Genomic DNA, 26,111 nt, shown 5'->3' with positions numbered 1-26,111 from the left:
CCGGGGTGATTCGCGAAGGACGATCAGATCCGCCGCGAAGATAATCCGGTGTGCGAGGCAGCCAGTGGCCATTGCGTTCAACCTGCCGAGCTTTCTTCGACCTTCCGGCTGCCGAAAGCCGCTGAACGCGCCGAGACCCTTCAGGCGCAAGCATACCGTGAAAAGCCCAAAATCATATCCGTTTTGTCTTTTCGAGTCAAACACTTAAGCCCGTACGCACACGAGCCTCGCGCGACCCCGTACGACCCGCCTCTTCCGTTGCCCGCAAACCATGTCTGATTCCTCCAAATGCCCGCCACGCCTGATTCTGGCATCGAGTTCGCAGTATCGCCGCGAGTTGCTCGAACGCCTGCGCGTGCCGTTCGACATCGTCGTGCCCGCGATCGACGAAACCCCACTCGCCGGTGAAACACCCGATACCACCGCGCTGCGCCTCGCCGAAGCCAAAGCGCGCGCGGTCGCCAAATGCCTCGCCGCCGCCGAACGCGCGCTCGTGATCGGCTCCGACCAGGTCGCCACCTATGACGGCCTGCAGATCGGCAAACCCGGCACGCACGACAGGGCGCTCGCGCAGTTGCAGGCGATGCGTGGTCGCGAGGTGCTGTTCCATAGCGCACTGTGTCTGTTCGACAGCGCGACGGACAGCGCGCAGACCGTCGATGTGATCACCCGCGTGCGCTTTCGCAACCTGCCGGACGCGGCCCTCGACGCGTATCTGCGCGCCGAAACGCCGTACGACGTGGCCGGCAGCGCCAAATCCGAAGGACTCGGCATCGCGCTGCTGGAGGCGATCCATTCCGACGACCCGACCGCGCTCGTCGGCCTGCCGCTCATCGCGTTGTCGCACATGCTGCTCGCGGCCGACTATCCGCTTCTGGGGGCATGATGACCGGTACGCTCTATCTGATTCCGAACACACTCGGCGAAGGCGACGCAAGCGCACTCGAGCTGGTGCTGCCCGCGCCCGTGCGCGCCCGTGCGGCGTCGCTGCACTATTACATTGGCGAAAACGCGAAAACCACGCGCGCGTTCCTGAAAAAAGTCGGCACCGAACGGCCCATTCAGGAGATCGAGATTCGCGAACTGAACGTCAATACGCCGGGCGGGGAAATTGACAAGCTGCTCGCGCCGCTGCTCTCGGGGACCGACGCAGGCCTCGTCTCCGAGGCTGGCTGCCCGGCAGTCGCGGACCCGGGCGCACTACTCGTGCGACGCGCGCACGAGCGCGGCGTGAAAGTCGTGCCGCTGGTCGGACCGAGTTCGATTCTGCTCGCGCTTATGGCGTCGGGGCTGAACGGCCAGACTTTCGCGTTTCACGGCTACCTGCCCGTCGACGCCGCCGAGCGCGCCAAACGTCTGCGCGATCTCGAGCAACAGTCGCGCAAGAGCAAGCAAACGCAGATCTTCATCGAAACGCCGTACCGGAATCGCGCATTGCTCGATACGTTGCTCGCGACCTGCGCGCCGTCGACGCTCGTTTGTGTGGCGGTCGATCTGACGCTGCCGAGCGAAGTCATCGCAAGCCGGAGCGTTGCGGACTGGAAAAAGAAGTCTGAGATCGACCTGCATAAGCGGCCGGCGATTTTTCTGATTCTGGCGGCCTGAGCGCGAGTACCGGGCAGACAGCGAACACCACGCCGCCCCGAAACGTGCCCGCAAAGACAAAGCCCTCGCAATCGGCCAAAGCCGACCGCGCGGGCTTCTTTTATTACTGCGCGTTCAATGCAGATTCATTTTTGCGCCGAGCGCCATCGCCCGAACCGCGCCGGCGCCGACCGCAGCGCCGAATTTGCGCGCAACGCGGTCCGTAATGCTCTCTTTTACCGTGTAATCGACGATATCCGGCGCTTTGAAGATCTCTCGCGCGACGTAATCCGCATCCCCAAAACCGTCCGCGAGGCCCAATTCGACGCTCTTCTGCCCCGTCCAGAACAGACCCGAGAACATGTCCGGTGTCTCATGCAGACGCTTGCCGCGCCCCTGACGCACCGCATCGATGAACTGCGAGTGGATCTGATCGAGCATAACCTGCGCATGTTCGTCCATCTTCGGCGTTTCAGGCGAGAACGGATCGAAAAACCCCTTGTTCTCACCCGAGGTGTGCAGCCGGCGCTGAATCCCCAGCTTGTCCATCAGACCGGTGAAACCGAAGCTGTCCATCAGGACGCCGATCGAACCGACGATGCTCGCCTTGTCTACATAGATCTTCTCTGCCGCGGCGGCCGCGTAGTAGCCCCCTGATGCGCACATATCGCCAACTACGACATACAGCGGAACAGAGGGATATTTCCCGCGCAATCGCCGAACTTCGCTATTGATAATGCCCGCTTGGACCGGACTGCCGCCCGGGCTGTTGCAATAGAGAATCACGCCGGCGGTATTGGAATCTTCGAATGCGGAGTCGAGGGCAGTATTGACATCTTGTGCGTTCGCGTTCGTATCCGTCGAGATCTCGCCGTCAAGCGACACCATCGCCGTATGTCGGCCAGTCGTGGCGACCCGCTCGCCCGAAAAACTCAGCACGCCCCACACTACTAGTGCAAGCACTCCGAGGAACAGGAAACGGAAAAAAATCCGCCAGCGCCGCGCGGCGCGTTGCTCATTGATCGCAGCGAGCGCGATGCGCTCGAGCGCGGCACGCTCCCAGCCGGGCTGGTCGGCAGGGGCACCGGAGCGGCCTCCCGAGGAGGGGTCCCTTCCGGGGGTCAAATTGTCGGACATGCGGACAGTGGAAAGATTGGAGAGGAAATCAGCGCGTGACCGGCAGCAATTCGCCGTCAGGCAACCAGAATACCGCACGACCCTCAGGCGTATCGCGTTCCTCGACCTGCACGGCGCGCAATCTGCCCCCGCGACACGGCCCACCGACGCATTTGCCGGTGTCCGGCGCGTAAATCGCGCCATGTGTCGCGCACATCAAGTATAAGCCGGACGATTCGAAGAACTGCCCTTCCTGCCAGTCGAGTTCCATCGGCACGTGAGCGCAGCGGTTCAGATAGCCGTACGCGCAGCCATCATAGCGGACGAAAAACACCACGGCATCCTGCCCGCAGAGCCGCGCGTCGCGCCGGACGCCTTCCCCACCGTCGACCAGATCCTCGGCCGCGCAAATGCGCACCGCCTGCGCAGCCGCGGCCGTCGTGGCATTCACGCCGTCGGCGCTCATGCGTTCTCCCGCAGCCAGCTGGACAAATCGCTGATGCTCGACGCAACGAACTTAGGCGACATCGCATTCAGCGAATTCGCCGGATGCGCGCCGTAAGTCACGCCGATGCCCGCCACGCCGGCGTTGAGCGCCATCTGCAAGTCGTGCGTCGTATCGCCGATCATGACCGTGCGCGCCGTATCCTGCCCCAGTTCGCGCGTAAGCTCGTGCAGCATTGCCGGATGCGGCTTCGAGAAGGTTTCGTCAGCGCAGCGCGTGCCGTCGAACAGGCTGGTCAGACGTGCCTGATCGAGCGCGCGATTGAGCCCGACGCGGCTCTTGCCCGTCGCGACCGCGAGCAGATAGCCGACGTCGCGCAACTCCTGAAGCATTTCGCGCACGCCGGGGAACAGCTCGGTGGTCTGGTCCTTTACCAGAAAATGAAAGCGATAACGCTCGGAAAGCCGCGAATAGTCGGCAGGATCGAGCGTCGGCGCGGCGATCTGCAGTGCGTCGCGCAGGCCCAGGCCGATTACATAGCTCGCGGCTTCGTCGGCGGGAACCGGCAGGCCGAGATCGCGACACGCCGCCTGGATGCTGCGCGTGATATGCGCGGTCGAATCCATCAGCGTGCCATCCCAGTCGAACACGATCAGGTCAAATTGCTCTCTAGCCATGCAAGGTCGTCTCCGGGTTGGACCCAGTGCGTAGTTCGTTGAGTTGTTCTATAAAGCCGCGGCAGTCGGCCGGCAGCGGCGCCTCGAGTTGCAACGGCGCGCCGGTGGCCGGATGCGTGAGCTTGAGCCGGTAAGCGTGCAGAAACATACGCTTGATCCCGGGCTTCGCGTTCGCGCGCGCAAGAGCCTTGTTAAGCGCGAAATCACCGTATTTGGCGTCGCCGACGATCGGTAGCGCCAGATGCTGCAAATGCACGCGAATCTGGTGCGTGCGCCCAGTTTTCAGTTCCGCCTCCAACAGCGCGTATTCGGGCCAGAGGTCGACCAGATTGAAAATCGTGTGCGAAGCGAGGCCATCGGCCTGCACGCGCACGCGGCGCTCGCCGTCGGCGGTCAGGAATTTGTGCAGCGGCTCCTTCACCGCGCGACGGCGCCCCCAGTCGCTTGCCCATTCGCCGTGCACGCACGCGTAATAGCGCTTGTCCATCCGGTTGTCGCGAATCTGCTCGTGCAGATTGACGAGCGCCGCGCGCTTCTTCGCGAGCATCAGGATGCCCGAAGTCTCGCGATCCAGCCGGTGCACGAGTTCGAGGAATTTCGCCTGGGGCCGCGCCGCGCGCATCTGCTCGATCACGCCGAACGCGACTCCGCTGCCGCCGTGGACCGCGACGCCGGCTGGCTTGTCGATCACCAGCAAATGCTCGTCTTCGAACAGAATGTGAAAGCCCGCCGCGGGCACGGGCACGTGGGCCGCGGCCTGATCCGGCTGGGCGACGCGGATCGGCGGTACGCGCACGAGATCGCCCAGTTCGAGCCGGTATTGCGCATCGATCCGGCCCTTGTTCACGCGCACTTCGCCGCTGCGCAGAATGCGGTAAATATGGCTTTTCGGCACGCCCTTGCAGACGCGCAGCAGGAAATTATCGATGCGCTGACCAGCTGATCGGTCGTCGATTTCGATCAGCGAAACCTGGTCGCCCGAAATCGAGCCTTCGACCGCGCCTGCAACCGATCTCTGGGATGTTTTGCCTAACTCTTTCATTCTGAATATAATTTGCCCAGCAGTCCGCGACGGCCGGCGCGGTGTCCGCACAGCGTCCGGAATGCGGGTGGATTGCGCGAGCGCAAGCGATAAACCGTTATTTTACTTGCGCCGGGGTCTGGTTGCTCACCCTGAAAATGAGATGCAACAAGTTGCACGCACGAAGTCAGCACCCGGCAGGGACGGCGCCCGCAGGCGCGTTCGGTCAAGGTCGGCTTCGACGGTAACGGAATTTTGGTAAAAAAGAATTTAGCTTCCAGCTTCGTGATCCGGGTGGTATGACGCCCTGCTGGACGAAGCTGCAAGTCGCGAAAATACGGCGTGCGCCCGAGGCGTCTTGTAGAAAGTACAAGACATGGCGACGTCAAAAGAAAGGCGAGACACCCCCAGCAGGAAAAGACGCGCCGCCTGCGCGAACTTCCCGTTGCGGCATGACCGCGGACTTCGGCCCTTCGCTCGCGCGCCCAGTTGGCGCGCCCGCTTCACAGGACGAAGACTTATGAAGGTCTGCTGGCTAAACGCGGCGTGTCAGGCCATGATTTGAAGCCGTGTTCGCATGTGCCCTGCGGCACCGTGCCCATCTTTCCATCGGGCCGGGCCCTCTCAGGCAATTCTCCCGCCATCTTTCCCGCTCCAGCGTGCTTGTGAAAACACAATAAGACGCGGCACGCCTGCCCTTTACGCTCTCGCGACTGACAACCGCGCAGCTGGGCCGGCGAGGCCGCTCTGGAGCCGTTCAATGAAACGAATGTTGTTCAATGCGACGCAGCAGGAAGAACTGCGCGTCGCCATCGTCGATGGGCAAAAACTCATCGACATTGACATCGAAACCGCCGGGCGCGAACAGCGCAAAGGCAATATTTACAAGGGCATCATCACGCGCATCGAGCCGTCGCTCGAGGCCTGCTTCGTCAACTACGGCGAAGACCGCCACGGCTTCCTGCCGTTCAAGGAAGTCGCCCGGCAGTACTTCCGCGATGGCGTCGACATGCGTTCTGCACGCATCCAGGACGCGCTGAAGGAAGGTCAGGAACTGATCGTCCAGGTCGAAAAAGAAGAACGCGGCAACAAGGGCGCGGCCCTGACCACGTTCATCTCGCTCGCCGGCCGCTATCTGGTCCTGATGCCGAATAACCCGCGTGGCGGCGGCGTGTCGCGCCGGATCGAAGGCGACGACCGTCAGGAACTGCGCGAAACCATGGCGCAGCTGCAACTGCCGGAAGGCATGAGCATCATCGCGCGCACGGCGGGCATCGGCCGCAGCGCCGAAGAGCTGCAATGGGACCTGAACTACCTGATGCAGCTATGGCGCGCGATCGAAGCCGCGTCGCAAAGCGGCACGGCCGGCCAGCCGATGCTGATCTATCTCGAATCGAGCCTCGTGATCCGCGCGATTCGCGACTACTTCCAGCCCGATATCGGCGAAATCCTGATCGACACGACCGAAATCCATGACCAGGCACGCGCCTTCATGGACATCGTGATGCCGGATAATGTCAGCAAGGTGAAGCGGTATCACGACGACGTGCCGCTGTTCTCGCGTTTCCAGATCGAGCACCAGATCGAAACCGCGTACTCGCGCACCGTGCCGCTGCCGTCGGGCGGCGCGATCGTGATCGACCACACCGAAGCGCTCGTCGCGATCGACGTGAACTCGGCGCGCGCCACCAAGGGCGCCGACATCGAGGAAACCGCCGCGCGCACGAACCTCGAAGCCGCCGACGAAGTCGCCCGCCAGCTGCGTCTGCGCGACCTGGGCGGGCTGATCGTGATCGACTTCATCGACATGGAATCGGCCAAGAGCCAGCGCGAAGTCGAGCAGCGTCTTAAAGACGCGCTGAAGCACGACCGCGCCCGCGTCCAGATGGGCAAGATTTCGCGCTTCGGCCTGATGGAGCTGTCGCGCCAGCGTCTGCGTCCGGCGCTGTCGGAAGGCAGTCACGTCACGTGTCCGCGTTGTAACGGCACGGGTCACATCCGCGATACCGAATCGTCCGCGCTGCAGGTGCTGCGGATCATTCAGGAAGAAGCGATGAAGGAAAACACCGCGGCGATCCACTGCCAGGTGCCGGTCGAAGTGACCGCCTTCCTGTTGAACGAGAAGCGCGCCGAAATCAACAAGATCGAGTCGCGTTTCAAGGTCAACGTCGTGCTGATCCCCAACAAGCACCTCGATACGCCGCACTACAAGCTCGAGCGTCTGCGTCACGACGACGCGCGCCTCGACGATCCGCGCGCATCGTGGAAGATGGCCGAAGAAGCAGCCCGCGAGCTCGAATCGGAAACCGGCTACAGCAAGCGCACCGAGGAAGTGAAGCCGAAGCAGGAAGCGGCGGTCAAGGGCATCACGCCCGAGAAGCCGGCTCCGAGCGCGCCGGTCCGCCCGGCGGCTACCCCCGCTCCGGTCGCGGTGACGCCGGCCAGCGGCGGCTTCATCGGCTGGCTGAAGAATCTGTTCGGCATGCAGCCGGCCGCTCCGGCACCTGCCGCACCGGCCACGACCGACAAGCAGGCCCGTCCGCAACGCGGCGAACGCGCCGAGCGCGGTGAGCGCACCGGCGAGCGCGGCGGCGATCGCAACCGCAATCGCCGTGGCGGCGCAGGCGGCCGCGACGCGGCAGCGCGTGGCGAAGGCGTCACCGGCGGCCGTCAGCCGCAAGCTCAGCAGCCGTCGCAGCGTCGCGAGGAACGCGAAGGCCGCGAGGCACGCGAGGGCCGTGAGCCGCGCGCGCCGCGTGAGCAACGCGAACCGCGTGAGGCTCGTGAAGGCCGCGAACCGCGCGAGGCTCGCGAGCCGCGTGAAGCACGCGAACGCGACACCCGCGGCGCCGAGCGCGCGGAAGCAGTCGAAGGCACGGCACGCGCCGAACGTCAGGAACGCGGTGAGCGCCGCGAGCGTGGCGAACGCGCTGAACGCGTCGAGCGTGGCGAGCGTCGCAAGCCGCAGGCGGAAGCCGCCGCGGCACTCACGCAAACCGACACGCAAGCCGCCGACGAACTCGCCCGCAACCGCGCCGCAGCCGGTGAAAACGGCGTGCCGGTCGATCAGGAAGCGGTCGCACGGGACGGTGAAGAGCGTCGTCGTCGCCGTCGCGGCCGTCGTGGTGGTCGTCGCGAGCGTGAAGAGGACGTGAATGGCAACCTCGCGGCGGACGTCGCGGAAGCGGAAGGTGACAACGTTGCCGCCAGCGACGAAGCGCCGGTGCGTATCGAGCAGCCTGTCGAGCACACGCGTACGGTCAGCGAAGCGAAGGACGTGACCCCGGTCGAAGTGGTGGTCGCCGCTGTCGCAACGCAAAGCGCCGTCGTGACCGAACTGCATGCGGCAGCCGAAACGCCGGCTCTCGCCGCGGAAAATGCCGCGAAGACCGAAAAGGTCGTGCCAGTCGAGCAAGCTCCGGTGGCGGCGCAACCGGCTATCGAAACGCCGGTGCAAGCAGAGCAAGCCGCGCCGGCCGCGAGCGAACCGGTCGCGCCGGTTGCTCCGGTCGAACCTGCCGCGCATGCCGAATCGCCGGCAGTCGAGCCGGCGCTGGAAGTGCAGCCGACCGTCCCGACCGAACCGCAAGCCGCCCAGGCTGCGCTCGACACCGCGGCTCCGGCCACGATCGTCGAGGCACCGGCAGCCGTGCCGGCACCGCAGGCCGAGATCGTCGAGCCGCAACCGGTCGTCGCGCCGGAACCGGCCGTGTCCGAACCGGCGCCTGTCGCCGCGGCCGCGCAGCCGGCTCCCGTGCGCAGCGCAGCGCCCGCCGCCGCATCGGCCGATGCATTGCAGCCGATCCTCGAGCAAGCTGGCCTGATCTGGGTGAACACCGACGCCGACAAACTGCGTGCCGCGCAGGAAGCGGCGGCGCAGACGGTCAAGCCGCCGCGTGTGGTCCGTGAGCGCAAGGCGCTGCCGCCGGTCGACAACACGCCGATGCAACAGGTCGAAACGATCAAGCATCCGCAGTAAGCCGCGTCGTTGTACTAGAAAAAGCCCGCCCTTCCCGGCGGGCTTTTTTTTGGGGGGTGACCCATCCTGGCCGCGAGCCGCGTCACGTCGCTCCCCGTAAACCCCCACCACGTGCGCCGGCCGCCTGCCACCACGGGCATTTCCGATAGAATTAATCATCCGCCGTCCGATAAAGCCTCTGACGAAGCACTTCATGTCACGACGCATCATCCCTGTTGCCGATTTCAGCGCGGCGCCGGTCATCACCGGCCCAGAGCAGACGCCTAGCGGCGCGCTGCACGATGCGCTCGCGCGTCCGCTGCACGATCTGCGCATCTCGGTGACGGACCGCTGCAACTTCCGTTGCGTCTACTGCATGCCGCGCGCGGTGTTCGACAAGGACTATGCGTTCCTGCCGCACAGCGCGCTGTTGAGCTTCGAGGAGATCGAGCGGCTCGCGCAGCTGTTCGTCGCGCATGGCGTCGAGAAGATTCGCCTGACGGGCGGCGAGCCGCTGCTGCGCAAGAACCTCGAATTCCTGATCGACCGGCTCGCCCGCTTGACCACCCCCGCCGGCCGTCCGCTCGATCTCACGCTGACCACCAACGGCTCGCTGCTGGCGCGCAAGGCGCGCAGCCTGAAGGACGCCGGCCTCTCGCGCGTCACCGTCAGCCTCGACGCGCTCGACGACGCACTGTTTCGCCGCATGAACGACGCCGACTTCGCGGTCGCCGACGTGCTCGACGGCATCGCCGCCGCTCAGGCGGTCGGGCTCGCGCCGATCAAAGTGAACATGGTCGTCAAACGCGGTACCAACGACGGCGAAATCGTCCCGATGGCGCGTCATTTCAGAGGCACGGGCACGGTGCTGCGCTTCATCGAGTACATGGACGTCGGCACCTCGAACGGCTGGAACATGACCGAAGTGCTGCCTTCCGCCGACGTCGTCACGCGCATCGCCGAGCATTTCCCGCTCCTTCCGCTCGAAGCGCACAGCGCCGCCGAAACCGCGCAACGCTGGGGCTATGTCGACGGCGGCGGCGAGATCGGCGTCATTTCGAGCGTGACCCGCGCGTTCTGCGGCAATTGCACGCGCGCGCGTTTGTCGACCGAGGGCAAGCTGTACCTGTGCCTGTTCGCATCGAGCGGGCATGACCTGCGCGCGCTGTTGCGCGGCGGCGCGAGCGATGCCGAGATCGCCACCGCCATCGCCGAAATCTGGCAGGGCCGCAGTGACCGCTACTCGCTGCTGCGCGGCAGTCAGCCGGCCGATTCGAGCGAGGCGGCCGGGCATCGCGTCGAAATGTCCTACATCGGCGGCTGAGCGGCCGGCGCATGTCCATCCCCCGCGAACAGATCACCGGCCTCGTGCTTGCGGGCGGCCGCGGCACGCGCATGGGCGGCGTCGACAAGGGGCTGCAACCGCTGCACGGCGAAGCGCTCGCCGCTCACGTGCTCCGACGTCTCGTGCCGCAGACCGGCCCGCTGATGATCAGCGCGAACCGCCATCCCGACATCTATGCCGCGCTCGGCGCGCCGTATCGCGCGACGGTCGTCGCTGATACGCTCTCCGACTTTCCCGGCCCGCTCGCCGGCATGCTCGCCGGACTGCGTGCCGCCGGCACGGCCTACCTGCTGAGCGTGCCCTGCGATTCGCCATGGCTGCCGGCCGACCTCGCCGCGCGCCTCGCTGATGCGCTCGACGCAAACCACGCCGATATCGTGACCGTCACCACCATCGACATCCGTGGCGAGACGATGCTGCACCCGGTGTTCGCGCTGATGCGCACCGCCGTCGCGGACGACCTGGCCGCGTTTCTGGCCGCCGGGGAACGCAAGGTCCGCGCGTGGTACGCGCGCCACAAGACGGTCGAAGTCGTCTTTGCCGACGAGCGCGCGTTCTACAATGCCAACTCGTTACAAGAACTCGCCGACCTCGAACGGAATCGAGGCCCCGGCTGACATCCGCTCCGGCCGCACGGCAATAGCCGCGCCCGTCTCCGGTCGCGACGCCCAGCCATTCATGACCACGCTCAACGACTTTTCACGCTGCGTCGCGCAGTACGATCCTCATGCGCTACCCGTCCCGGCCGCTCAGGCGATCGTCCGGCAGTGGGCGACGCCCGTGGCGGCCGTCGAGCGCGTGGCATTGCGCGACGCGCTCGAGCGCGTGCTCGCCGCCGACATCGTGTCGCCGATCGACGTGCCCGCGCACGACAACTCCGCGATGGACGGCTACGCGTTCAATCACGCGGCGCTCGCGGCCGGTACGCGAGGCGGCGCGGACAGCGTCGAGCTGACGGTCGCCGGCAAGGCGCTCGCGGGCCATCCGTTCACGGGCCGCGTCGCGGCGAACCAGTGCGTGCGCGTGATGACGGGCGCCTGCATGCCCTCCGGCTGCGACACCGTCGTGCCGCAAGAGCGGGTCGAGCGCGATAGCGCGGATTCCCCTTCGATCCGCTTCGCGGCCAGCGCGCTCTCGGCGGGCGCGAACCGCCGTCGCGCCGGCGAAGATCTCGCGCGTGGCCACGTCGCGCTGCATGCCGGGCGCATCGTGCGCGCGTCGGACCTCGGTCTGCTCGCGTCGCTTGGCATCGGCGAAGTCAGCGTGCGGCGGCGTCTGCGGGTTGCGTTCTTTTCGACCGGCGACGAACTGCGCTCGCTCGGCGAACCGCTCGACGCCGGCTCGGTCTACGACAGCAACCGCTACACGCTGTTTGCGATGCTGCGGCGTCTGAACGTCGACGCCCTCGATCTCGGCGTCGTGCGTGACGAGCCGGCCGCGCTCGAAGCCGCGCTGCACAGCGCCGCGGCCAATGCCGACGTGGTGCTGACTTCGGGCGGCGTGTCGGTCGGCGAAGCGGACTTCACGAAGCAACTGCTGCAGACTTTCGGCGACGTCGCCTTCTGGAGTCTCGCGATGCGCCCCGGCCGGCCGCTCGCGTTCGGCCGCCTGTGGTCCGGTGCACAGCCGGGGCTCGGCAAACCTGCGCTATTCTTCGGCCTGCCCGGCAATCCGGTCGCCGTGATGGTGACGTTCTATCAGATCGTGCGCGAAGCGCTGCTGCTGATGGCCGGCGCGACGCCGCGGCCGTTGCCGGTGATTCACGCGGCGAGCCGCGTGGCGATGGACAAGCGCGCGGGCCGCACCGAATTCCAGCGCGGCATCGCCGAACAGGACGCGCACGGACACTGGCACGTGAGCCCGACCGGTTCGCAAAGCTCCGGCGTGCTGAGCTCGATGAGCGAAGCGAACTGCTTCATCGTGCTTGGCCACGACGAGGGCGAAATCGACGTCGGCGATCGCGTGTCGATCATGCTGTTCGACGGTCTCATCTGACGTTCCAGGCGACGCATCGATCGCACGACATCGGCACTACATCAGTACCTGATCCGCACTCCACCCACTACCACTACTAAGACACACTGGGGTTTGACTTACATGAAAAAACAGATCTCGTTCATCGCACCAGGACAGACGGCCAAAGCGCTGATCCTCGTGTATCTGACATTCTCGGTGCCGATCGTGCTGCTCGGCGTGGTGGTCGCGTTCGTGCGCTATGGCTCGGTGGAACTGAGCACCGTGTTCAGCGCGCTGCTGTTGAACGCGATCCTCGGCTTCGTCCTGTTGTGGATCGCGTGCCACGCGTACAACTGGGTCGCGTCGCGCTTCGGTGGTATCGAAATCCATCTGGCCGACGCACCGGAAGAAGCGTGACGGGCGATGCGCAGGAGCGGCTAGCTGAAAGAGCCTGAATTCCAGCGCCTCGCCCCTCATTGCTCATCGGGTTCCACACCCGACAGCGCATCGCCGAGCAGCCCACTCGCCTCCTCGCCCGGCAACGCTTCGACGTCGCGCAGCTTGCGGTTCATCATGCGCGTGCGCGTTTCGGCGGCCTCGATCGAACGTGTGACGGTTTCGAGCTGCGCCTTGGTCCTCGCGAGCACGTCGCCGAATTTGCCGAACTCCGTTTTCACCGCGCCGAGCACCTGCCACACCTCGCTCGAACGTTTTTCGATCGCGAGCGTGCGGAAACCCATCTGCAGACTATTGAGCAACGCGGTCAGCGTGGTGGGCCCCGCAATCGTCACGCGATAGTCGCGCTGCAGCAGATCCGTGAGCCCCGGCCGGCGCAACACTTCCGCGTACAGGCCTTCGGTCGGCAAAAACAGCAGCGCGAAGTCGGTCGTATGCGGCGGCGCCACGTACTTCTCCGCGATGGTGCGCGCCTCCGCGCGAATCCGCACTTCAAGCGCGCGCGATGCTTCCTCGACCGCGACCGGATCGGCGCGCTCCTGCGCCTCGATCAGCCGCTCGTAGTCCTCGCGCGGGAATTTGGCGTCGATCGGCAGCCATACCGGCGTATTCGCGCCGCCCGGTTCCGGGCGCCCCGGCAGCCGAATCGCGAACTCCACGCGATCGGCGCTCTTCGGCACCGTCGCGACGTTCTTCGCGTATTGATCGGCGGTCAGCAGTTGTTCGAGCAAGGCTTCGAGCTGCACTTCGCCCCACGTGCCGCGTGTCTTCACGTTGGTCAGCACGCGCTTCAGATCGCCGACGCCCGCCGCCAGCGTCTGCATTTCGCCGAGCCCGCGATGCACCTGTTCGAGCCGGTCGGACACGAGCTTGAACGATTCGCCGAGCCGCTGTTCGAGCGTCGCGTGCAGTTTTTCGTCGACGGTGCGGCGCATCTCCTCGAGCCGCGTCGCGTTGTTCGCCTCGATGTCCCTCAGACGTTGCTCGATCGTCGCGCGCACTTCGGCGAAGCGCCGGTCGTTCGCCTCGGTCAGTTGCCCGAGCTGCAGGCTCAGCGTGTCGCCGAACTGCTTGAGCGAGCGGCCCTGCTCGTCGCGCGCCTGCTGCGCCTGCGCCTGCAGGCTGTGACGCACGGCGTCCAGCTGCTGCGCAAAGCCGTCGATCTTGCCGCCCTGCACCGTCGTCATGCTGCCGAACTGCGCGGCGAGGGTTTGTTGAAACTGCGCGAAGCCGCCGCTTTGCTCGGTGCGCGATACACGGGCGGTCTCGGCGATGTCGTTGCGCAGTTGCCGCTCGAGCCGCTCGGCGGTATGCACCTGAGCATCGACGACGGCATCGACGCGTTCGTTGAGCATCGCGAACTGCTCGTGCTGCTCCGTGCGGTCATGACCGCGCACCAGTAAGGCCAATGCGATCACGAGGGCGACCGCCAGCACCGCGACGGCCGCCACCAGAATCATCGTCATGAACGCGCCTTGCCGATCACGTCGGGGTTGATCGGATTCGGCGGCTGACCGGCGCGCGGTCCTACGCCGAGCCCGGCGATCAGATTGTCCGCGGCGAGGTTCGCCATCGCACGGCGCGTGGTTTCGGTCGCGCTCGCGATGTGCGGCGTCAGCACCACGTTCGGCACGCTGAGCAGCGCCGGATTCAGATTCGGTTCGCCCTCGAACACGTCGAGACCGGCCGCCGCGATGCGCCTGTCACGCAGCGCGTCGGCCAATGCGGCATCGTCGACGATGCCGCCGCGCGCGATGTTCGTCAGCGTCGCGCTCGGCTTCATCAGCGCGAGTTCGGCCGCGCCGATCGTGTGGTGGTTGTTTTTGGTGTACGGCAGCACCAGCACGACGTGGTCGGCGCGCCGCAGCAGATCCTCTTTCGACACGTATTCCGCGTTCAGCTCGGCCTCGATTTGCGGCGCGACGCGCGAGCGGTTGTGATATATGACTCGCATGTTGAAGCCCTGCGCGCGCCGCGCGAGCGCCTGGCCGATGCGGCCCATGCCGATCACGCCCAGCGTCGAGCCGTACAGGTCGCTGCCGAGAAAGCCGTCGTAGCTCCACTTCTGCCAGAGCCCCGCGCGCAGCCAGTGCTCCGACTCGGCGATGCGGCGCGCGGCAGCCATCATCAGCGCCCAGCCGAAGTCGGCGGTCGATTCGTTCAGCACGTCTGGCGTGTTGGTGCCGAGCACGTTCGCCGCGTTGAACGCGGCCATGTCGAAGTTGTTGTAGCCGACTGCCATGTTCGACACGACGCGCAAACGCGGCGCCGCGGCGAGCACGGCCGCATCGATCATCTCGCCGGCCGTCAGCGCGCCGTCCTTGTCGGCGAGACGGCGCTTCAGCTCCTCGGCGGGCAACACGTCGCCCTCGTTCCAGTCGACGTCGAAGTATTGTTTGAGCCGGTCGATCACATCGGGAAAGATCGAACGGGCAACGAGGATTTTCTGCATTGCAAGTCTCCGTATCGCACGTCGAGGGAGTGCCTCGGCGTTGCAGAGTCAGCGTCGAAAAAAGAGCCAGCCGGTCAGCGCGAACAACGGCAGCAACATCGCGCCGGACCAGCCCATATATGCGAAAAAGCTCGGCATGCGCACGCCGCGCGATTGCGCCATCGCCTTCACCATGAAGTTCGGCGCGTTGCCAATATAGGTATTGGCACCCATGAACACGGCACCGGCCGAAATCGCCGCGAGCGTGGTTGCTCCGGTGGTCATCAACGTCTGCGCGTCGCCGCCGGCCAAATTGAAGAACACGAGATAGGTCGGCGCGTTGTCGAGAAACGAAGATAGCAGGCCGGTCGCCCAGAAGTACATGATGTCGCGCGGCTCGCCCGACGGATCGTTGACCAGATGGACGATGCCCGCGAACGCGCCGGCTTCCCCCGCGCGCAGGATCATGATGACCGGCACGATCGTCACGAAGATGCCGGCGAACAGTTTGGCGACTTCCTCGATCGGCGCCCAGTTGAAGTCATTGCCGGCACGGGCGGCGCGCGGAGTCCACGCGAGCGACAGCAGCGTGACGACGATCAGCGCGGCGTCGCGCACGATGTTTTGCAACGCGACGTGGGCACCCAGTACGTCGAATGTGATTTGCGGGCGCCACAGTCCGCTCATCAGCACGAGCGCGATCGCCGCGGCGAGCAGCACGAAATTGATCTTGCCGTCGATGCCGAGCGGCGCGCCGTCGGGCGTCGGATCGAGGAAGGCGGAACGCGCCTCCTCGCGCTGGTGAAAATAGTACGAGTCGAGTGCATAGAAAGCGGCGAGCAGCATGCCGCTCACGAACAGCATCGGAGCCGCGAGATGCGTGGTGGTCCAGAAAAAATTCACGCCTTCGAGAAAGCCGAGGAAGAGCGGCGGATCGCCGAGCGGCGACAGCGCGCCCCCAATGTTCGCGACGAGGAAGATAAAGAACACCACCACGTGGGTCACATGGCGGCGATTGTCGTTGGCGCGCAGCAGCGGGCGGATCAGCAGCATTGCCGCGCCGGTCGTCCCCATCACGCTCGCGAGCAACGTGCCGAGCGCGAGAATCGCGGTGTTCAGGCGCGGCGTGCCGTGCAGATTGCCGCGCACGCAGATGCCGCCCGCGACGGTGTAGAGCGCGGTCAGCAGAATGATGAACGGGATGTACTCGTCGAGCATGGCATGCGCGAGCGCGCCTAGCGCGGCGCTCGTGCCGAAGCTCACGCCGAACGGCACGATGAACGCGAGCGCCCACGCCGCGGCGATCTTGCCAAAATGGTGATGCCAGAAGGCTGGCGCGATCAGCGGAAAGATCGCGATCGACAGCAGCACACCCGCGAAGGGCAAGCCCCACAGCGCTGACAAGCGCGCACCGTCGAGCGTCGCAGCCTGCACGGACGGCGCACACAGCGCGAGCATGGAGGCAACGGCGAGCCACAGGCCCGCGCGACCAGACAGCGAACTCATGCCGATACAGGACGCGCGACGGTTTGCCAACGCACGAACGACGGATACCGCGTGTGTCGCATATGCGACAGCAAGCCGCCGTGCGACGCGTTCAAGCATCCTGCACGACGATCGCATGCACGCGGTAAGGGCCGTGCGCGCCCAACACGATGGTCTGCTCGATATCGCCGGTGCGCGACGGCCCCGATATGAAATTGAGCGCGCGCGGCAGTTCACCGCGCTCCTTGCGAATCAGACCGAACGCCTCCTCATGACCCGCGACGATGCGCGACGCCGGCACGATCGCGATATGCGTCTCCGGAAGCAGCCCGGCCGACGCATACGTCTCGGGTCCGGACAGCAACACGAGTGTGCCTGTCTCCGCGGTCGCGCAGAAGCAGCCGGTGAGACCGACCGCGTCGTGGTCTTGAGGTTTGCGAAATTCGACGGCGAGGCCGGCTTCGGCCCACGGCAGATCGCGCAGCGTTTGCCATGCGATGGCCTGCAACGGCAAGCCCTGTTGGGTCAGATAGCGATGCGCGGCGGCGGGCACATCGGCGAGGGTTTGAACGGTGTCGACGGTGGTCGCCATCTTCTGCGCTTCTTCAATGAACTGCGCGCGCAGATCGGCGGGGATGTCCGGACGCGGCCCGGCCGGATGACGCGCGAGATAGTCCGCCGCGGCTTCGCGCTCGGCGGCGCTCGGCTCGGGCTCGCGCCCTTGCGCGGCGCGGATGCGCGCCAGGATGTTGCGGCGGGCAATCGATGTGTCCATGGGCGAAATCCTCGTGTCGACAGCCGTGCGATATGGCGAGGATTATACCGGTGGCATTCCATGCAAACACCCTGGCCGAACGGCATATTGCCGGGCGCCGGGAGTGCGGCGACACTGTTCGCCGCACCACCCCGAACGCGAGCAGATCATGAACAGGCGACGAACCGAACGGCAGGCCGCGAAGCGCGCTATTTGGCCGCCTCTTCTTCCGGCTGCGCGATGCCGAACACCTGGCGCAGATACGCGAGATACGCCTTGTCCTCGCACATGTTCTTGCCCGGCGAATCGGACAATTTCGCGACCGGCTGACCGTTGCAGCGGACCATCTTGATCACGATTTGCAGTGGGTTGTAGCCGAGGTCGTTGGTCAGATTGGTGCCCACCCCGAACGCGAGCTTGCAGCGGCCGCGGAAGCGCTCGTAGAGCTGCAGCACCTTCGGGATGTCGAGTGCGTCGGAGAACACGAGGACCTTGGTGCGCGGGTCGCAGCGATTCGCCTCGTAGTGCTTGAGCAGGCGCTCGCCCCAGTCGAACGGATCGCCGGAATCGTGGCGAGCGCCGTCGAACAGCTTGCAGAAGTACATGTCGAAGTCGCGCAGGAACGCCTGCATGCCGTACACGTCGGAGAGCGCAATCCCGAGGTCGCCGCGATATTCCTTCGCCCACATCTCGAAGCCGAAGATCTGCGAGTCGCGCAGCCGCGGACCGAGCGCCTGGCAGGCCTGCAGGTACTCGTGCGCCATCGTGCCGAGCGGCGTCAGGCTGTGCTTCATCGCGTAGAAGACGTTGCTCGTGCCGGCGAACTGCTCGCCGAGGCCGTCCTTCAGCGTGAGGATCACCTCCTCGTGCCATTGCTTCGAGAAGCGGCGGCGCGTGCCGTAATCGGCGATCTTGCAGTCGGCGTATTCGGGACGCGCGCCGAGCAGTTGGATCTTGTCGAGCAGACGGCCGCGGCCTACGTGATAGTCGGGCGTTTGCTGCGTGTTGCGGAAATAGACTTCGTTGACGATCGCGAGCACCGGGATTTCGAAGAGGATCGTATGCAGCCACGGCCCCTTGATGTCGATGTCGATTTCGCCATTGCCCTTCGGCGACGGCGTGATCGAAATGTACTTCTCGTTCAGATGGAACAGCGCGAGGAACTCGATGAAGTCGCCCTTGATGAAGCGCATGCGGCGCAGGTAGTCGAGTTCATCGTCGGTGAAACGCAGTTCGCAGAGCTTGCGCACTTCGTCGCGAATCTCGCCGATGTAGGGCACCAGATCGACGTTCGGCGTGCGGCAGCGGAAGCGGTACTCCACGTTCGCGGCGGGGAAGTGATGCAACACCACCTGCATCATCGTGAACTTGTACAGATCGGTATCGAGCAGCGAAGTAATAATCATGATGGTACGAACTGGACCGCTGAAAAAACGAAACGGGCTCACGGCCCCGTTGCAACGGGCGCGCTGAACCGAGCGGCGCGCCAACCTGACGCATGTTACCCGAATGCGTCCGCATCCATCGTGCCACCGGCCTGCGCCGGCTGTCCGCGGCCATTTGCGGCACCTCATAAACTAATCACAAAAACATATAAGACGCACAGGCCGATGTTTCATCTGCCTGTTGACGTTAAGTTACAATAACTCTTTTGGCGTCCGCGCCTTCCCTGATTCCGCATGCAGGAGCTGCCTGAATGACTCACGTTGTGACCGAAAGCTGCATCAAGTGCCGCTATACCGACTGCGTCGATGTATGCCCGGTGGACTGCTTTCGCGAAGGTCCCAACTTCCTCGCGATCGACCCCGATGAATGCATCGACTGCGCCGTGTGCGTAGCCGAGTGCCCGGTGAACGCCATCTATGCCGAAGAAGACGTGCCGGGCGACCAGCAGGACTTCATCGCGCTGAACGCCGACCTGGCGAAAGCGTGGCCCAGCATCACGAAGACCAAGGCACCGCTGCCGGAAGCCGAGGAATTCAAGGACGTGAAGGAAAAGCTCGCGTTGCTCGCGCGCTGAGCAGGGCACGCCTGTCGCGTGCCCTGCCCGTTCAGAATTAATATGAAGATGAACGCAGAGGTATTGACAGGCGTTTAAGCCGCCTCTACAATTTCGCTTCTCTGCTGTTGTTGTTCTGTTCCTCGATAGCTCAGTCGGTAGAGCGCCGGACTGTTAATCCGTAGGTCCCTGGTTCGAGCCCAGGTCGAGGAGCCAAGAATTTCAAAAGCCCGTTAACCAAGACGGGTTTTTTTATGTAGATCAAGTTGTACTGCTGTTCCTCGATAGCTCAGTCGGTAGAGCGCCGGACTGTTAATCCGTAGGTCCCTGGTTCGAGCCCAGGTCGAGGAGCCAAAAAATTGAAAGGCCCGCATCCGTGCGGGCCTTTTTGTTTTTGCGCCCCGATCGCCCGCCTCACGCGCGCGGCACGTTATACGATGGCGGCTTCACGGCGCACGTTTCACCCCTCTGGCGCCGGCTCACTCCAGACACTCAACCGGCACGTTCATGAAATCCACCTCGCTACACATCGCGCTCACGGCGATCGGCGCCCTGCTGCTTTCTTCGGCGCACGGCGAAGAAATCGCCAGCGTCAATACGAATTTTCACGTTACAGGCTCCGACCGCGTGGTCGTCGAAGCCTATGACGATCCCGTCGTGCAAGGCGTCACCTGCTACGTGTCGCGGGCGCGGACCGGCGGCGTCAAAGGTACGCTCGGCATCGCCGAAGATCCGACCGAGGCGTCGATCGCATGTCGCCAGGTCGGGGAGCTGCATTTCACCGGCCCCATCAAGCAGAAGGACGACGTGTTCTCGGTCAGCATGTCGCTGATCTTCAAGTCGCTGCACGTGGTGCGGGTGGTCGACACGAAGCGCAACGCGCTGGTCTATCTGACCTACAGCGACCGTGTGGTCAGCGGCAGCGCGAAAAACAGCGTGAGCGCCGTGCCGATGCCGACCGGCACGACGATTCCGCTCAAGTAACGCAAGTACCGTCAATTGACGGCGCGAGCGGCACGCGGCGCGCCTGCGCGCCTGCGCGCCCGCCGCCGTCCCCGCCCACGACGCGTTAAACTGACCGGTCCAGTTGGACTTTCGTCATGACCGCCACCTCTCGTTTCCGCGATTCCGCCCGCTACTGGCGCACGCCGCTACTGCCCGGCGCGGATCTGCTCACCGCCGAATACCACGACCACGAGTTCGCGCCGCATTGGCACGACGCCTACACGATCCCGGTGATCGTCGCGGGTGCGGAGTGCTATCGGTATCGCGGCGAGAACCATGTCGCCGAAGCGGGCAGCGTGCCGATCATCAATCCGGGCGAGTTGCATACGGGGTCGAAGGCGGTCGAGGCGGGCTGGCGGTATCGCGTGATGTATGCGCCGGTCGAGTTCCTCCGCGCGCTTGCCGACGAGGTTGCCGGCAAGCCGCAGGCGTTGCCGTGGTTTGCGCCCGGCGTGATCCGCGATCCCGATCTCGCGATGCGGCTCGCGCACGCCCACCGTCTGCTCGAAGCCGGCGACGACGCGCTCGCCGCCGAAGCCGCGATGCTCGACGCACTGTCAACCTTGCTGGTCCGCTATGCGCAGACGCGCCCCGCCTCCGCGCGCGTCGCGACCGACGACACCCGCGTCGCACTGATGCAGGAGCGGCTGACCGGTGACCTCGTCGAACCGGTGACGCTCGCCGAGGTCGCCAAGGCCGCGGGTCTGTCGCCGTTCCACGCGGCGCGGCTATTCACGCAGTCGACCGGCCTACCGCCTCATGCGTGGCGCAATCAGGTGCGCCTGCAGCGCGCGCTCGCGCCGTTGCGCGCCGGCGTCCCGGTGACCGACGTCGCCGCCGCAAGTGGCTTCACCGATCAGAGCCATTTCACGCGGCATTTCCGGCGCATGTTCGGCGTGCCGCCGGGCCAATGGCAAGGAACGCAGCGCGGCCCGTAACGCGCGATGCGGCACCGCCGTCGCGTGCGCCGCACGCAGTGAGCATCGCGCCGCAATTCGCCTGTCTGCGCCAGCCCTTCATCAGCCATCCCCCGCTACGCCGTAGCCCCCGCCAGCAACCCGCCGCAAGAACGTACAAGTCCGAATGCCCGTCAGTCGCTATGCTTCCGAAAATCAAGGAGGCTCAGATTGACCGATTCCACCCAAGGCCAGCCCACCCGCGGCAGTCATCTCAAAGAATGCGCCGCCGGCGCGCGCGACATCATCCCGATGATGGTCGGTGCCGCGCCGTTCGGCGTCATTTTCGGCACGCTCGTGACGTCCGGCCCGCTGCATCTGTGGCACGGCCAGTTGATGTCGCTCGTCGTCTTCGCGGGTTCCGCACAGTTCATCGCGCTCGGGCTGATCGCCGGACATGCGAGCTTCGCCGTAATCTGGGCGACCACGCTCGTCGTCAATCTGCGTCACGTGCTGTATAGCGCCACGCTCGCGCCGCACGTCGCGCATCTGCCGAAGCGCTGGCGCTGGGCGCTCGGCGCGCTGCTCACCGACGAAGTCTTCGCGGTCGCGTGGGAGCACTACCGGCATCGCGAGCCGGGTACCGTCGGTCCGTACTACTTCTTCGGCGCCGGCGTCGCGATGTATCTGAACTGGCAGCTGTGGACCGTCGCCGGCCTGCTGTTCGGCGCGGCCTTCCCGGGCCTGCAGTCGCTCGGCCTCGACTTCGCGATGGTCGCGACGTTCATCGCGATCGTCGTGCCGCAACTGGTCGCGCTGCGCTATATCGCGGCGGCCGTCACCGCCGGCACGCTGGCGTTTTTCTGGCAAGCGTGGCCGTATAAGCTCGGCCTGCTCGGCGCGGTGTTCGCGGGAGTCGCGGTCGGCGTGCTGCTGTCGAAGTCGCGTCTGAACCTGCGTGGCGCGCGCCGTCCGGTGGAGGCCACGCGATGAACTACGTCGTTCTGATCGTCGGCATGGCCGCGATTACGTGGTTGATCCGCGCGGCCGTATTCGTGCTCGGCGAGCGCCTCGTGTTCCCGCCGCTGATGCGCACGGCGCTCAGCTTCGTGCCGGTCACCGTGCTGACCGCGATCATCGTCCCGATGGCCGTGTCGCCGCACGGCAACAACGCCGAGTTGACCTGGCGCAATCCGCAGTTGGTCGGCGCGCTCGCCGCGATCGTCGTGAGTGCCGTGACGCGCAGGCCGCTGCTGACGATCGCAGTCGGTCTCGTGGTGTTCTTCGTGTGGCAGTGCGTGGTGCTGAAGTAAGCGCGCCCTTTCTCCACGCTCATCGACTCGTCAGCGGTCCGTCGACGCATCGCGGACCGCGCCCCTCTCTCCCGGGCGGCAGCGAGGCGCGCAAGCGCCCGAAGCACCCCTTCAAAGCCCGCAACCGTCGCCGGGCTGCCCTCAAGTTTCCCGCCACCCCGCCGATATGCAGTCGAGGTCCGCTCATCGGGAGTCGTCCCGTTGGTTACGCGGCAACAGCTTGAAATCGAGCGCGTCGGCAGCCGGCGTCGCGTCGCCTCGGTCCGGGAGTGACCGGGCGATCGTGCGACGGCGCGCCGCGCGCGGCCGCATTAAACGGGATAACACATGGGTCAAATCACCCTGAAACTGAAGGACGAGACCGTCGCTTCGCTGCGCAAAGACTTCGAGGCCTTTTTGCGGGTCTCGCTGAAGCTCGATCCGCAGTTCGCGACGCCGTCGTTCGAAGATTTCTTGCGCGCGAAGCTGCTCGACAACATGGTGCCGCTCACCGAGCACGCGGTGCAGCGGATGCTACAAGGCGGCCAGTACGCGTGGGCCAAACGCACGCTCGACAAGGAGTTTCCCGACGTCGTGTCGATCCTGATGCGCCAGGCGAGCGAGTTCGGCTTCGGTTTCGCGGCGCGCTCGGAATGGACGCCCGAGGAGCTCACCAAGCAATGCCGCGACTGGGCTGCCGCGATCGTCAAGGAAGCGGAAGGCGACGCGACGCTGGTCGATCCGCTCGCCTCGCAGATCAAGAGCACGGTGCAGGACATCCAGGCGCTCGAGGAAGTGATGCAGACGCCGGCATGGCGGCTGGTCGAATCGCTGCGCCAGCGCGTCTACGAGGCGAAGATCGCGTGCGAGACGAGCGTCGGCAGCACCGCGCGCGAGAAGCTCGGCGAACTGCGTGGGCTGTTGCGGCTCGGCATTTCGCACGGCACGTTCCAGAAGCAGGAAGCGCAGCAGATCATGGAGTATCTGCGGCTTTTGAAGCCGGAGATTTTCGTCGAGGAGCCGTACGACGTGTTCTCGCGGCTCGCGGCATGGCTGCGCAATTTCTTCGTGCCGCCGCCTCCGGTCGCGCAGCAACAGCAGCGGCAGCCGCGTTGAGCTTCGACTGACCCGAGCGGCGCCAGCCGCTCAGTCCCACATCTTCCTGAGCTTCGCCGCGATCTCGATCCTGGCCTGCGCGGCCGCGGCGAGCCCGGCCGCGCTCGGCGCGCTAGCCGCCGGCACGCGCGGCCATGCGTACGCGTCGAACAGCGGCAGCATCGGCGTGGCGATGAAGCGCGTGCGAGACGCCCACACATGGCGGTCGCCCAGATGGGTCTGGTTGTGCACGTAAAAGCGCTGCGGCACGACGATATGCAGGTCTTCCTTCGCGCGCGTCATCGCCACGTAGAGCAGGCGCCGCTCCTCGTCGATTTCCTCGTCGCTGCCGGTGCCCAGATCGGACGGAATGCAGCCGTCGACGCCATTCAGCACGAACACGTTGCGCCACTCCTGGCCCTTCGCCGAATGGATCGTCGACAGGATCAGGTAATCCTCGTCGATCAGCGGCACGCCGGATTCGTCGCTGGTGGCGTCGGGCGGATCGAGCGTCAACTCGGTCAGGAAGCGCTCTCGCGACGGATAGGTACCCGCAATGCTTTCCATCTGCAGCAGGTCCGCGTGACGGATCGCGGCGTCCTCGTGATTGCGCTCCAGATGCGGTTCGTACCAGCGCCGCACCATCTCGAACTCGGCGGGCCACGGCGTTTGCCGGCCATACACGCTCGACATCAGCTTGACGAACGGATGCCAGTCTGCCTGCGCCCTTGCGGGCGCCGCAAACGCGGCGAGCACACCGCCCGCGGTCGCGACCGGATCGCCGCCGTCCGCGCGCGCGACGATGTCGTCGAGCACCTTCGCCGCGGTGGCCGGACCGACGCCCGGCAGCAGTTGCACGACGCGAAAGCCGGCGACACGGTCGCGCGGATTCTCGGCCCAGCGCAGCACCGCGAGCACGTCCTTGACATGCACCGAGTCGAGAAATTTGAGCCCGCCGAATTTGACGAACGGGATGTTGCGGCGCGTGAGCTCGATCTCGAGCGCGGCGCTGTGATGCGCGGCGCGGAACAGCACCGCCTGCGACTTCAGCTTGACGCCCTGCTCGCGCGCTTCGAGCACCTGCTCGACGACGTAGCGAGCTTGCGCGGCGTCGTCGGCGACTGTGACGAGGCGCGGGCGCTGCGCCGACGCCTTGTCGGTCCACAGATTCTTCGTGTAGCGCTCGCTCGCGAGTTCGATCACCGCGTTCGACGCGGCGAGAATCGGCTCGGTGGAGCGATAGTTGCGCTCGAGCGTGACCTGCTTCGCGGGCGGCTCGAACTGCGTGGGGAAATCGAGGATATTGCGCACGGTCGCGCCGCGAAACGAATAGATCGACTGCGCGTCGTCGCCGACCACGGTCAGGCCGCGGCCGTCCGGCTTCAGCGCGAGCAGGATCGACGCCTGCAGGCGGTTGGTGTCCTGGTATTCGTCGACCAGCACATGGTCGAAGCGCGCCGACAGATCGGCCGCGATGCTGGGCTCGGCGGCCATGTGCGACCAGTAGAGCAGCAGATCGTCGTAGTCGAGCACGCTCTGCTTCTGCTTGGCGTCGACGTACGCGGCGAACATTCTGCGCAGATCGTCCTCCCACTCGCGACACCACGGAAACGCGCTGTCCAATACCTGCCCGAGCGATGCACCGGTGTTGACGACGCGCGAGTAGATCGCGAAGCAGGTGCCCTTCGCCGGAAAGCGCCGCTCCTTCGCGGACAGTCCGAGCTCGTGACGCACGAGGTTCATCAGGTCGGCGGAGTCTTCGCGGTCGTTGATCGTGAACGCGGGCGCGAGGCCGATCAGATCCGCGTATTCGCGCAACAGCCGCGCGCCGACGCTGTGAAACGTGCCCGCCCACGTCAGCCCTTGCGCGAGCGCGGCGCGTGCACCGACGGTGGTGGCCGCGGCGCCGGTGATGCGTGTCACGCGGCGGGTCATTTCGAGCGCCGCGCGCCGCGAGAAGGTCAACAGCAGGATGCGCTGCGGATCGGCGCCCTTCACCACCAGATTAGCGACGCGATGCGCGAGCGTGTTGGTCTTGCCGGAGCCCGCGCCCGCGATCACGAGCAGCGCGCCGGGCAGCGCGTCAGGCGTGTCGGTCCCGTATTCGACGGCTTCGCGTTGAGCGTCGTTGAGCTTGGCGAGCCAGGCGGCGGTATCGAACGACGGAGCGGATTCGGCGACGGTGGACACTGAGCGGTTTTTGCGGATTGGATGGATTTTCAGGATGCGACGCATACTGTATATCCATACAACCCAATGCGACAAGCGCCCCTTTTTTGGGCGCCTGCCTGGCGGTCTACACTGCGCGCTACTACTGCTTCTTCGCGTCCTTCACGTTGGCCTCAGCGGCGGCCTTGTCGGCATCGGCCTGCGCGTCGGTTTTGGTCTTGTTCGCTTTCGCCTGAGCGACCGCGGCTTTCTTGTCGGCCTTCGCCTGCTCTTTCGCGGCCTTCTTGTCCGCGTGGGTGGCGGGCGCCGAAGCCGGGTCCGCGGTCTGCGCGAGCACGGCCGATGACAGGCAAGCCGCGATCAGCGCGGCGTAAATGCGGTTTCGGCTGGAACGGTCGATGTTCATCTGGATTCTCCCTTAGGCACA

24 protein-coding genes and 2 tRNA genes are annotated in these 26,111 nt (G+C 65.4%); 15 read left to right on the top strand and 11 right to left on the bottom strand.

The genetic code is table 11. The features are described from left to right. Nucleotides 1-271: 271 nt before the first annotated feature. Both G5S42_RS02880 and G5S42_RS02875 read left to right on the top strand, forming a co-directional pair. Nucleotides 272-886: a Maf-like protein gene (locus tag G5S42_RS02880; protein WP_176105452.1), complete on the top strand. Its 615-nt coding sequence runs from the start codon at nt 272-274 to the stop codon at nt 884-886. Continuing rightward, nucleotides 886-1,605, top strand: coding sequence for an SAM-dependent methyltransferase (locus G5S42_RS02875; RefSeq protein ID WP_176105451.1), 720 nt, complete (start codon nt 886-888; stop codon nt 1,603-1,605). The genes G5S42_RS02880 and G5S42_RS02875 overlap by 1 nt, the downstream gene beginning before the upstream one ends. A gap of 114 nt (nt 1,606-1,719) precedes the next feature. Here the strand turns inward: G5S42_RS02875 and G5S42_RS02870 are convergent, their stop codons facing one another. From G5S42_RS02870 to G5S42_RS02855, 4 genes are read right to left on the bottom strand one after another with little or no spacing between them, the layout of a single operon-like run. Next, nucleotides 1,720-2,721: a S49 family peptidase gene (locus G5S42_RS02870; RefSeq protein WP_176110281.1), complete on the bottom strand. Its 1,002-nt coding sequence runs from the start codon at nt 2,719-2,721 to the stop codon at nt 1,720-1,722. Between the two features lie 28 nt (nt 2,722-2,749). Further along, nucleotides 2,750-3,166 carry a Rieske (2Fe-2S) protein gene (locus G5S42_RS02865; protein WP_176105450.1) on the bottom strand — a complete coding sequence of 139 codons (417 nt, stop codon included), beginning with the start codon at nt 3,164-3,166 and terminating at the stop codon, nt 2,750-2,752. Further along, complete coding sequence (locus G5S42_RS02860) at nt 3,163-3,822, bottom strand: HAD-IA family hydrolase (protein WP_176105449.1); 660 nt, start codon at nt 3,820-3,822, stop codon at nt 3,163-3,165. Before G5S42_RS02860 ends, G5S42_RS02865 begins: the two co-directional genes overlap by 4 nt. Then, nucleotides 3,815-4,864, bottom strand: coding sequence for an RluA family pseudouridine synthase (locus G5S42_RS02855; RefSeq protein ID WP_176105448.1), 1,050 nt, complete (start codon nt 4,862-4,864; stop codon nt 3,815-3,817). Before G5S42_RS02855 ends, G5S42_RS02860 begins: the two co-directional genes overlap by 8 nt. A gap of 739 nt (nt 4,865-5,603) precedes the next feature. Between G5S42_RS02855 and G5S42_RS02850 the strand changes: the two genes are divergently transcribed. The 5 genes from G5S42_RS02850 (at nt 5,604) to G5S42_RS02830 (ending at nt 12,519) form a co-directional block, all read left to right on the top strand. Continuing rightward, on the top strand, nt 5,604-8,822 hold the full coding sequence (locus tag G5S42_RS02850; protein WP_176105447.1) for an Rne/Rng family ribonuclease: 3,219 nt from the start codon (nt 5,604-5,606) through the stop codon (nt 8,820-8,822). Nucleotides 8,823-9,015: 193 nt separating this feature from the next. Then, the gene (gene moaA, locus G5S42_RS02845; protein WP_176105446.1) at nt 9,016-10,125 is read left to right on the top strand and encodes a GTP 3',8-cyclase MoaA; all 1,110 of its coding nucleotides are present in this window, start codon (nt 9,016-9,018) and stop codon (nt 10,123-10,125) included. Between the two features lie 11 nt (nt 10,126-10,136). Continuing rightward, nucleotides 10,137-10,763 carry a molybdenum cofactor guanylyltransferase MobA gene (mobA, locus tag G5S42_RS02840; protein ID WP_176105445.1) on the top strand — a complete coding sequence of 209 codons (627 nt, stop codon included), beginning with the start codon at nt 10,137-10,139 and terminating at the stop codon, nt 10,761-10,763. 61 nt (nt 10,764-10,824) lie between these two features. Continuing rightward, nucleotides 10,825-12,141 (top strand): molybdopterin molybdotransferase MoeA, encoded by a 1,317-nt coding sequence (gene moeA / locus G5S42_RS02835; RefSeq protein WP_176105444.1) that lies wholly within the window; start codon nt 10,825-10,827, stop codon nt 12,139-12,141. 102 nt (nt 12,142-12,243) lie between these two features. Further along, nucleotides 12,244-12,519 carry a hypothetical protein gene (locus G5S42_RS02830; protein ID WP_008923126.1) on the top strand — a complete coding sequence of 92 codons (276 nt, stop codon included), beginning with the start codon at nt 12,244-12,246 and terminating at the stop codon, nt 12,517-12,519. 56 nt (nt 12,520-12,575) lie between these two features. Here the strand turns inward: G5S42_RS02830 and G5S42_RS02825 are convergent, their stop codons facing one another. The 5 genes from G5S42_RS02825 to pncB form a co-directional block, all read right to left on the bottom strand. Beyond that, nucleotides 12,576-14,024 carry a DNA recombination protein RmuC gene (locus G5S42_RS02825; protein WP_176105443.1) on the bottom strand — a complete coding sequence of 483 codons (1,449 nt, stop codon included), beginning with the start codon at nt 14,022-14,024 and terminating at the stop codon, nt 12,576-12,578. Then, nucleotides 14,021-15,010 carry a 2-hydroxyacid dehydrogenase gene (locus G5S42_RS02820; protein WP_176105442.1) on the bottom strand — a complete coding sequence of 330 codons (990 nt, stop codon included), beginning with the start codon at nt 15,008-15,010 and terminating at the stop codon, nt 14,021-14,023. The genes G5S42_RS02825 and G5S42_RS02820 overlap by 4 nt, the downstream gene beginning before the upstream one ends. A gap of 48 nt (nt 15,011-15,058) precedes the next feature. Next, nucleotides 15,059-16,447, bottom strand: coding sequence for a sodium:proton antiporter (locus G5S42_RS02815; RefSeq protein ID WP_246392108.1), 1,389 nt, complete (start codon nt 16,445-16,447; stop codon nt 15,059-15,061). 139 nt (nt 16,448-16,586) lie between these two features. Then, nucleotides 16,587-17,249 (bottom strand): LutC/YkgG family protein, encoded by a 663-nt coding sequence (locus G5S42_RS02810; protein WP_176105440.1) that lies wholly within the window; start codon nt 17,247-17,249, stop codon nt 16,587-16,589. Between the two features lie 188 nt (nt 17,250-17,437). After that, nucleotides 17,438-18,634, bottom strand: a complete 1,197-nt coding sequence (pncB, locus tag G5S42_RS02805) for a nicotinate phosphoribosyltransferase (protein WP_176105439.1) — start codon at nt 18,632-18,634, stop codon at nt 17,438-17,440. 290 nt (nt 18,635-18,924) lie between these two features. Here pncB and fdxA point away from each other — a divergent pair, with 290 nt between their 5' ends. The 8 genes from fdxA (at nt 18,925) to G5S42_RS02765 (ending at nt 23,536) form a co-directional block, all read left to right on the top strand. Further along, nucleotides 18,925-19,248, top strand: a complete 324-nt coding sequence (fdxA, locus tag G5S42_RS02800) for a ferredoxin FdxA (RefSeq protein WP_090801209.1) — start codon at nt 18,925-18,927, stop codon at nt 19,246-19,248. 119 nt (nt 19,249-19,367) lie between these two features. Beyond that, a tRNA-Asn gene (locus G5S42_RS02795) sits at nt 19,368-19,443 on the top strand. Between the two features lie 62 nt (nt 19,444-19,505). Then, nucleotides 19,506-19,581, top strand: a tRNA-Asn gene (locus G5S42_RS02790). Between the two features lie 153 nt (nt 19,582-19,734). Further along, on the top strand, nt 19,735-20,211 hold the full coding sequence (locus G5S42_RS02785) for a CreA family protein (protein ID WP_176105438.1): 477 nt from the start codon (nt 19,735-19,737) through the stop codon (nt 20,209-20,211). A 116-nt stretch (nt 20,212-20,327) separates the two neighbouring features. Beyond that, on the top strand, nt 20,328-21,170 hold the full coding sequence (locus tag G5S42_RS02780) for a helix-turn-helix transcriptional regulator (protein WP_176105437.1): 843 nt from the start codon (nt 20,328-20,330) through the stop codon (nt 21,168-21,170). A 189-nt stretch (nt 21,171-21,359) separates the two neighbouring features. Further along, nucleotides 21,360-22,121, top strand: a complete 762-nt coding sequence (locus G5S42_RS02775) for an AzlC family ABC transporter permease (protein ID WP_176105436.1) — start codon at nt 21,360-21,362, stop codon at nt 22,119-22,121. Then, the gene (locus tag G5S42_RS02770; RefSeq protein WP_176105435.1) at nt 22,118-22,441 is read left to right on the top strand and encodes a branched-chain amino acid transport AzlD family protein; all 324 of its coding nucleotides are present in this window, start codon (nt 22,118-22,120) and stop codon (nt 22,439-22,441) included. The genes G5S42_RS02775 and G5S42_RS02770 overlap by 4 nt, the downstream gene beginning before the upstream one ends. A 327-nt stretch (nt 22,442-22,768) precedes the next feature. Further along, nucleotides 22,769-23,536 carry a DUF4088 family protein gene (locus G5S42_RS02765; RefSeq protein WP_176105434.1) on the top strand — a complete coding sequence of 256 codons (768 nt, stop codon included), beginning with the start codon at nt 22,769-22,771 and terminating at the stop codon, nt 23,534-23,536. Nucleotides 23,537-23,566: 30 nt separating this feature from the next. On the opposite strand, the gene G5S42_RS02760 is transcribed toward G5S42_RS02765, so the two are convergent. Together G5S42_RS02760 and G5S42_RS02755 are read right to left on the bottom strand one after the other, a co-directional pair. Beyond that, a complete protein-coding gene (locus tag G5S42_RS02760; protein WP_176110279.1) occupies nt 23,567-25,705 on the bottom strand; it encodes an ATP-dependent helicase in 2,139 nt (712 codons plus the stop codon). A gap of 121 nt (nt 25,706-25,826) precedes the next feature. After that, nucleotides 25,827-26,090 carry a hypothetical protein gene (locus G5S42_RS02755; RefSeq protein WP_176105433.1) on the bottom strand — a complete coding sequence of 88 codons (264 nt, stop codon included), beginning with the start codon at nt 26,088-26,090 and terminating at the stop codon, nt 25,827-25,829. Nucleotides 26,091-26,111 lie beyond the last annotated feature (21 nt).

Source organism: Paraburkholderia youngii (assembly GCF_013366925.1).
In the GTDB taxonomy this organism is placed as follows: Bacteria; Pseudomonadota; Gammaproteobacteria; order Burkholderiales; family Burkholderiaceae; genus Paraburkholderia; species Paraburkholderia youngii.
The sequence above is the reverse complement of the archived record's forward strand: the minus strand, read 5'-3'. Positions and strand labels throughout refer to the sequence as shown.

Coding starts and splice junctions, on each gene's coding strand:
- G5S42_RS02825 (WP_176105443.1), bottom strand. CDS start 14,024: ATGACGATGATTCTGGTGGCGGCCGTCGCGGTGCTGGCGGTCGCCCTC.
- G5S42_RS02870 (WP_176110281.1), bottom strand. CDS start 2,721: ATGTCCGACAATTTGACCCCCGGAAGGGACCCCTCCTCGGGAGGCCGC.
- moaA (WP_176105446.1), top strand. CDS start 9,016: ATGTCACGACGCATCATCCCTGTTGCCGATTTCAGCGCGGCGCCGGTC.
- G5S42_RS02875 (WP_176105451.1), top strand. CDS start 886: ATGACCGGTACGCTCTATCTGATTCCGAACACACTCGGCGAAGGCGAC.
- G5S42_RS02865 (WP_176105450.1), bottom strand. CDS start 3,166: ATGAGCGCCGACGGCGTGAATGCCACGACGGCCGCGGCTGCGCAGGCG.
- G5S42_RS02755 (WP_176105433.1), bottom strand. CDS start 26,090: ATGAACATCGACCGTTCCAGCCGAAACCGCATTTACGCCGCGCTGATC.
- pncB (WP_176105439.1), bottom strand. CDS start 18,634: ATGATTATTACTTCGCTGCTCGATACCGATCTGTACAAGTTCACGATG.
- fdxA (WP_090801209.1), top strand. CDS start 18,925: ATGACTCACGTTGTGACCGAAAGCTGCATCAAGTGCCGCTATACCGAC.
- mobA (WP_176105445.1), top strand. CDS start 10,137: ATGTCCATCCCCCGCGAACAGATCACCGGCCTCGTGCTTGCGGGCGGC.
- G5S42_RS02860 (WP_176105449.1), bottom strand. CDS start 3,822: ATGGCTAGAGAGCAATTTGACCTGATCGTGTTCGACTGGGATGGCACG.
- G5S42_RS02785 (WP_176105438.1), top strand. CDS start 19,735: ATGAAATCCACCTCGCTACACATCGCGCTCACGGCGATCGGCGCCCTG.
- G5S42_RS02820 (WP_176105442.1), bottom strand. CDS start 15,010: ATGCAGAAAATCCTCGTTGCCCGTTCGATCTTTCCCGATGTGATCGAC.
- G5S42_RS02765 (WP_176105434.1), top strand. CDS start 22,769: ATGGGTCAAATCACCCTGAAACTGAAGGACGAGACCGTCGCTTCGCTG.
- G5S42_RS02780 (WP_176105437.1), top strand. CDS start 20,328: ATGACCGCCACCTCTCGTTTCCGCGATTCCGCCCGCTACTGGCGCACG.
- G5S42_RS02855 (WP_176105448.1), bottom strand. CDS start 4,864: ATGAAAGAGTTAGGCAAAACATCCCAGAGATCGGTTGCAGGCGCGGTC.
- G5S42_RS02850 (WP_176105447.1), top strand. CDS start 5,604: ATGAAACGAATGTTGTTCAATGCGACGCAGCAGGAAGAACTGCGCGTC.
- G5S42_RS02770 (WP_176105435.1), top strand. CDS start 22,118: ATGAACTACGTCGTTCTGATCGTCGGCATGGCCGCGATTACGTGGTTG.
- G5S42_RS02830 (WP_008923126.1), top strand. CDS start 12,244: ATGAAAAAACAGATCTCGTTCATCGCACCAGGACAGACGGCCAAAGCG.
- G5S42_RS02880 (WP_176105452.1), top strand. CDS start 272: ATGTCTGATTCCTCCAAATGCCCGCCACGCCTGATTCTGGCATCGAGT.
- moeA (WP_176105444.1), top strand. CDS start 10,825: ATGACCACGCTCAACGACTTTTCACGCTGCGTCGCGCAGTACGATCCT.
- G5S42_RS02815 (WP_246392108.1), bottom strand. CDS start 16,447: ATGCTCGCGCTGTGTGCGCCGTCCGTGCAGGCTGCGACGCTCGACGGT.
- G5S42_RS02810 (WP_176105440.1), bottom strand. CDS start 17,249: ATGGACACATCGATTGCCCGCCGCAACATCCTGGCGCGCATCCGCGCC.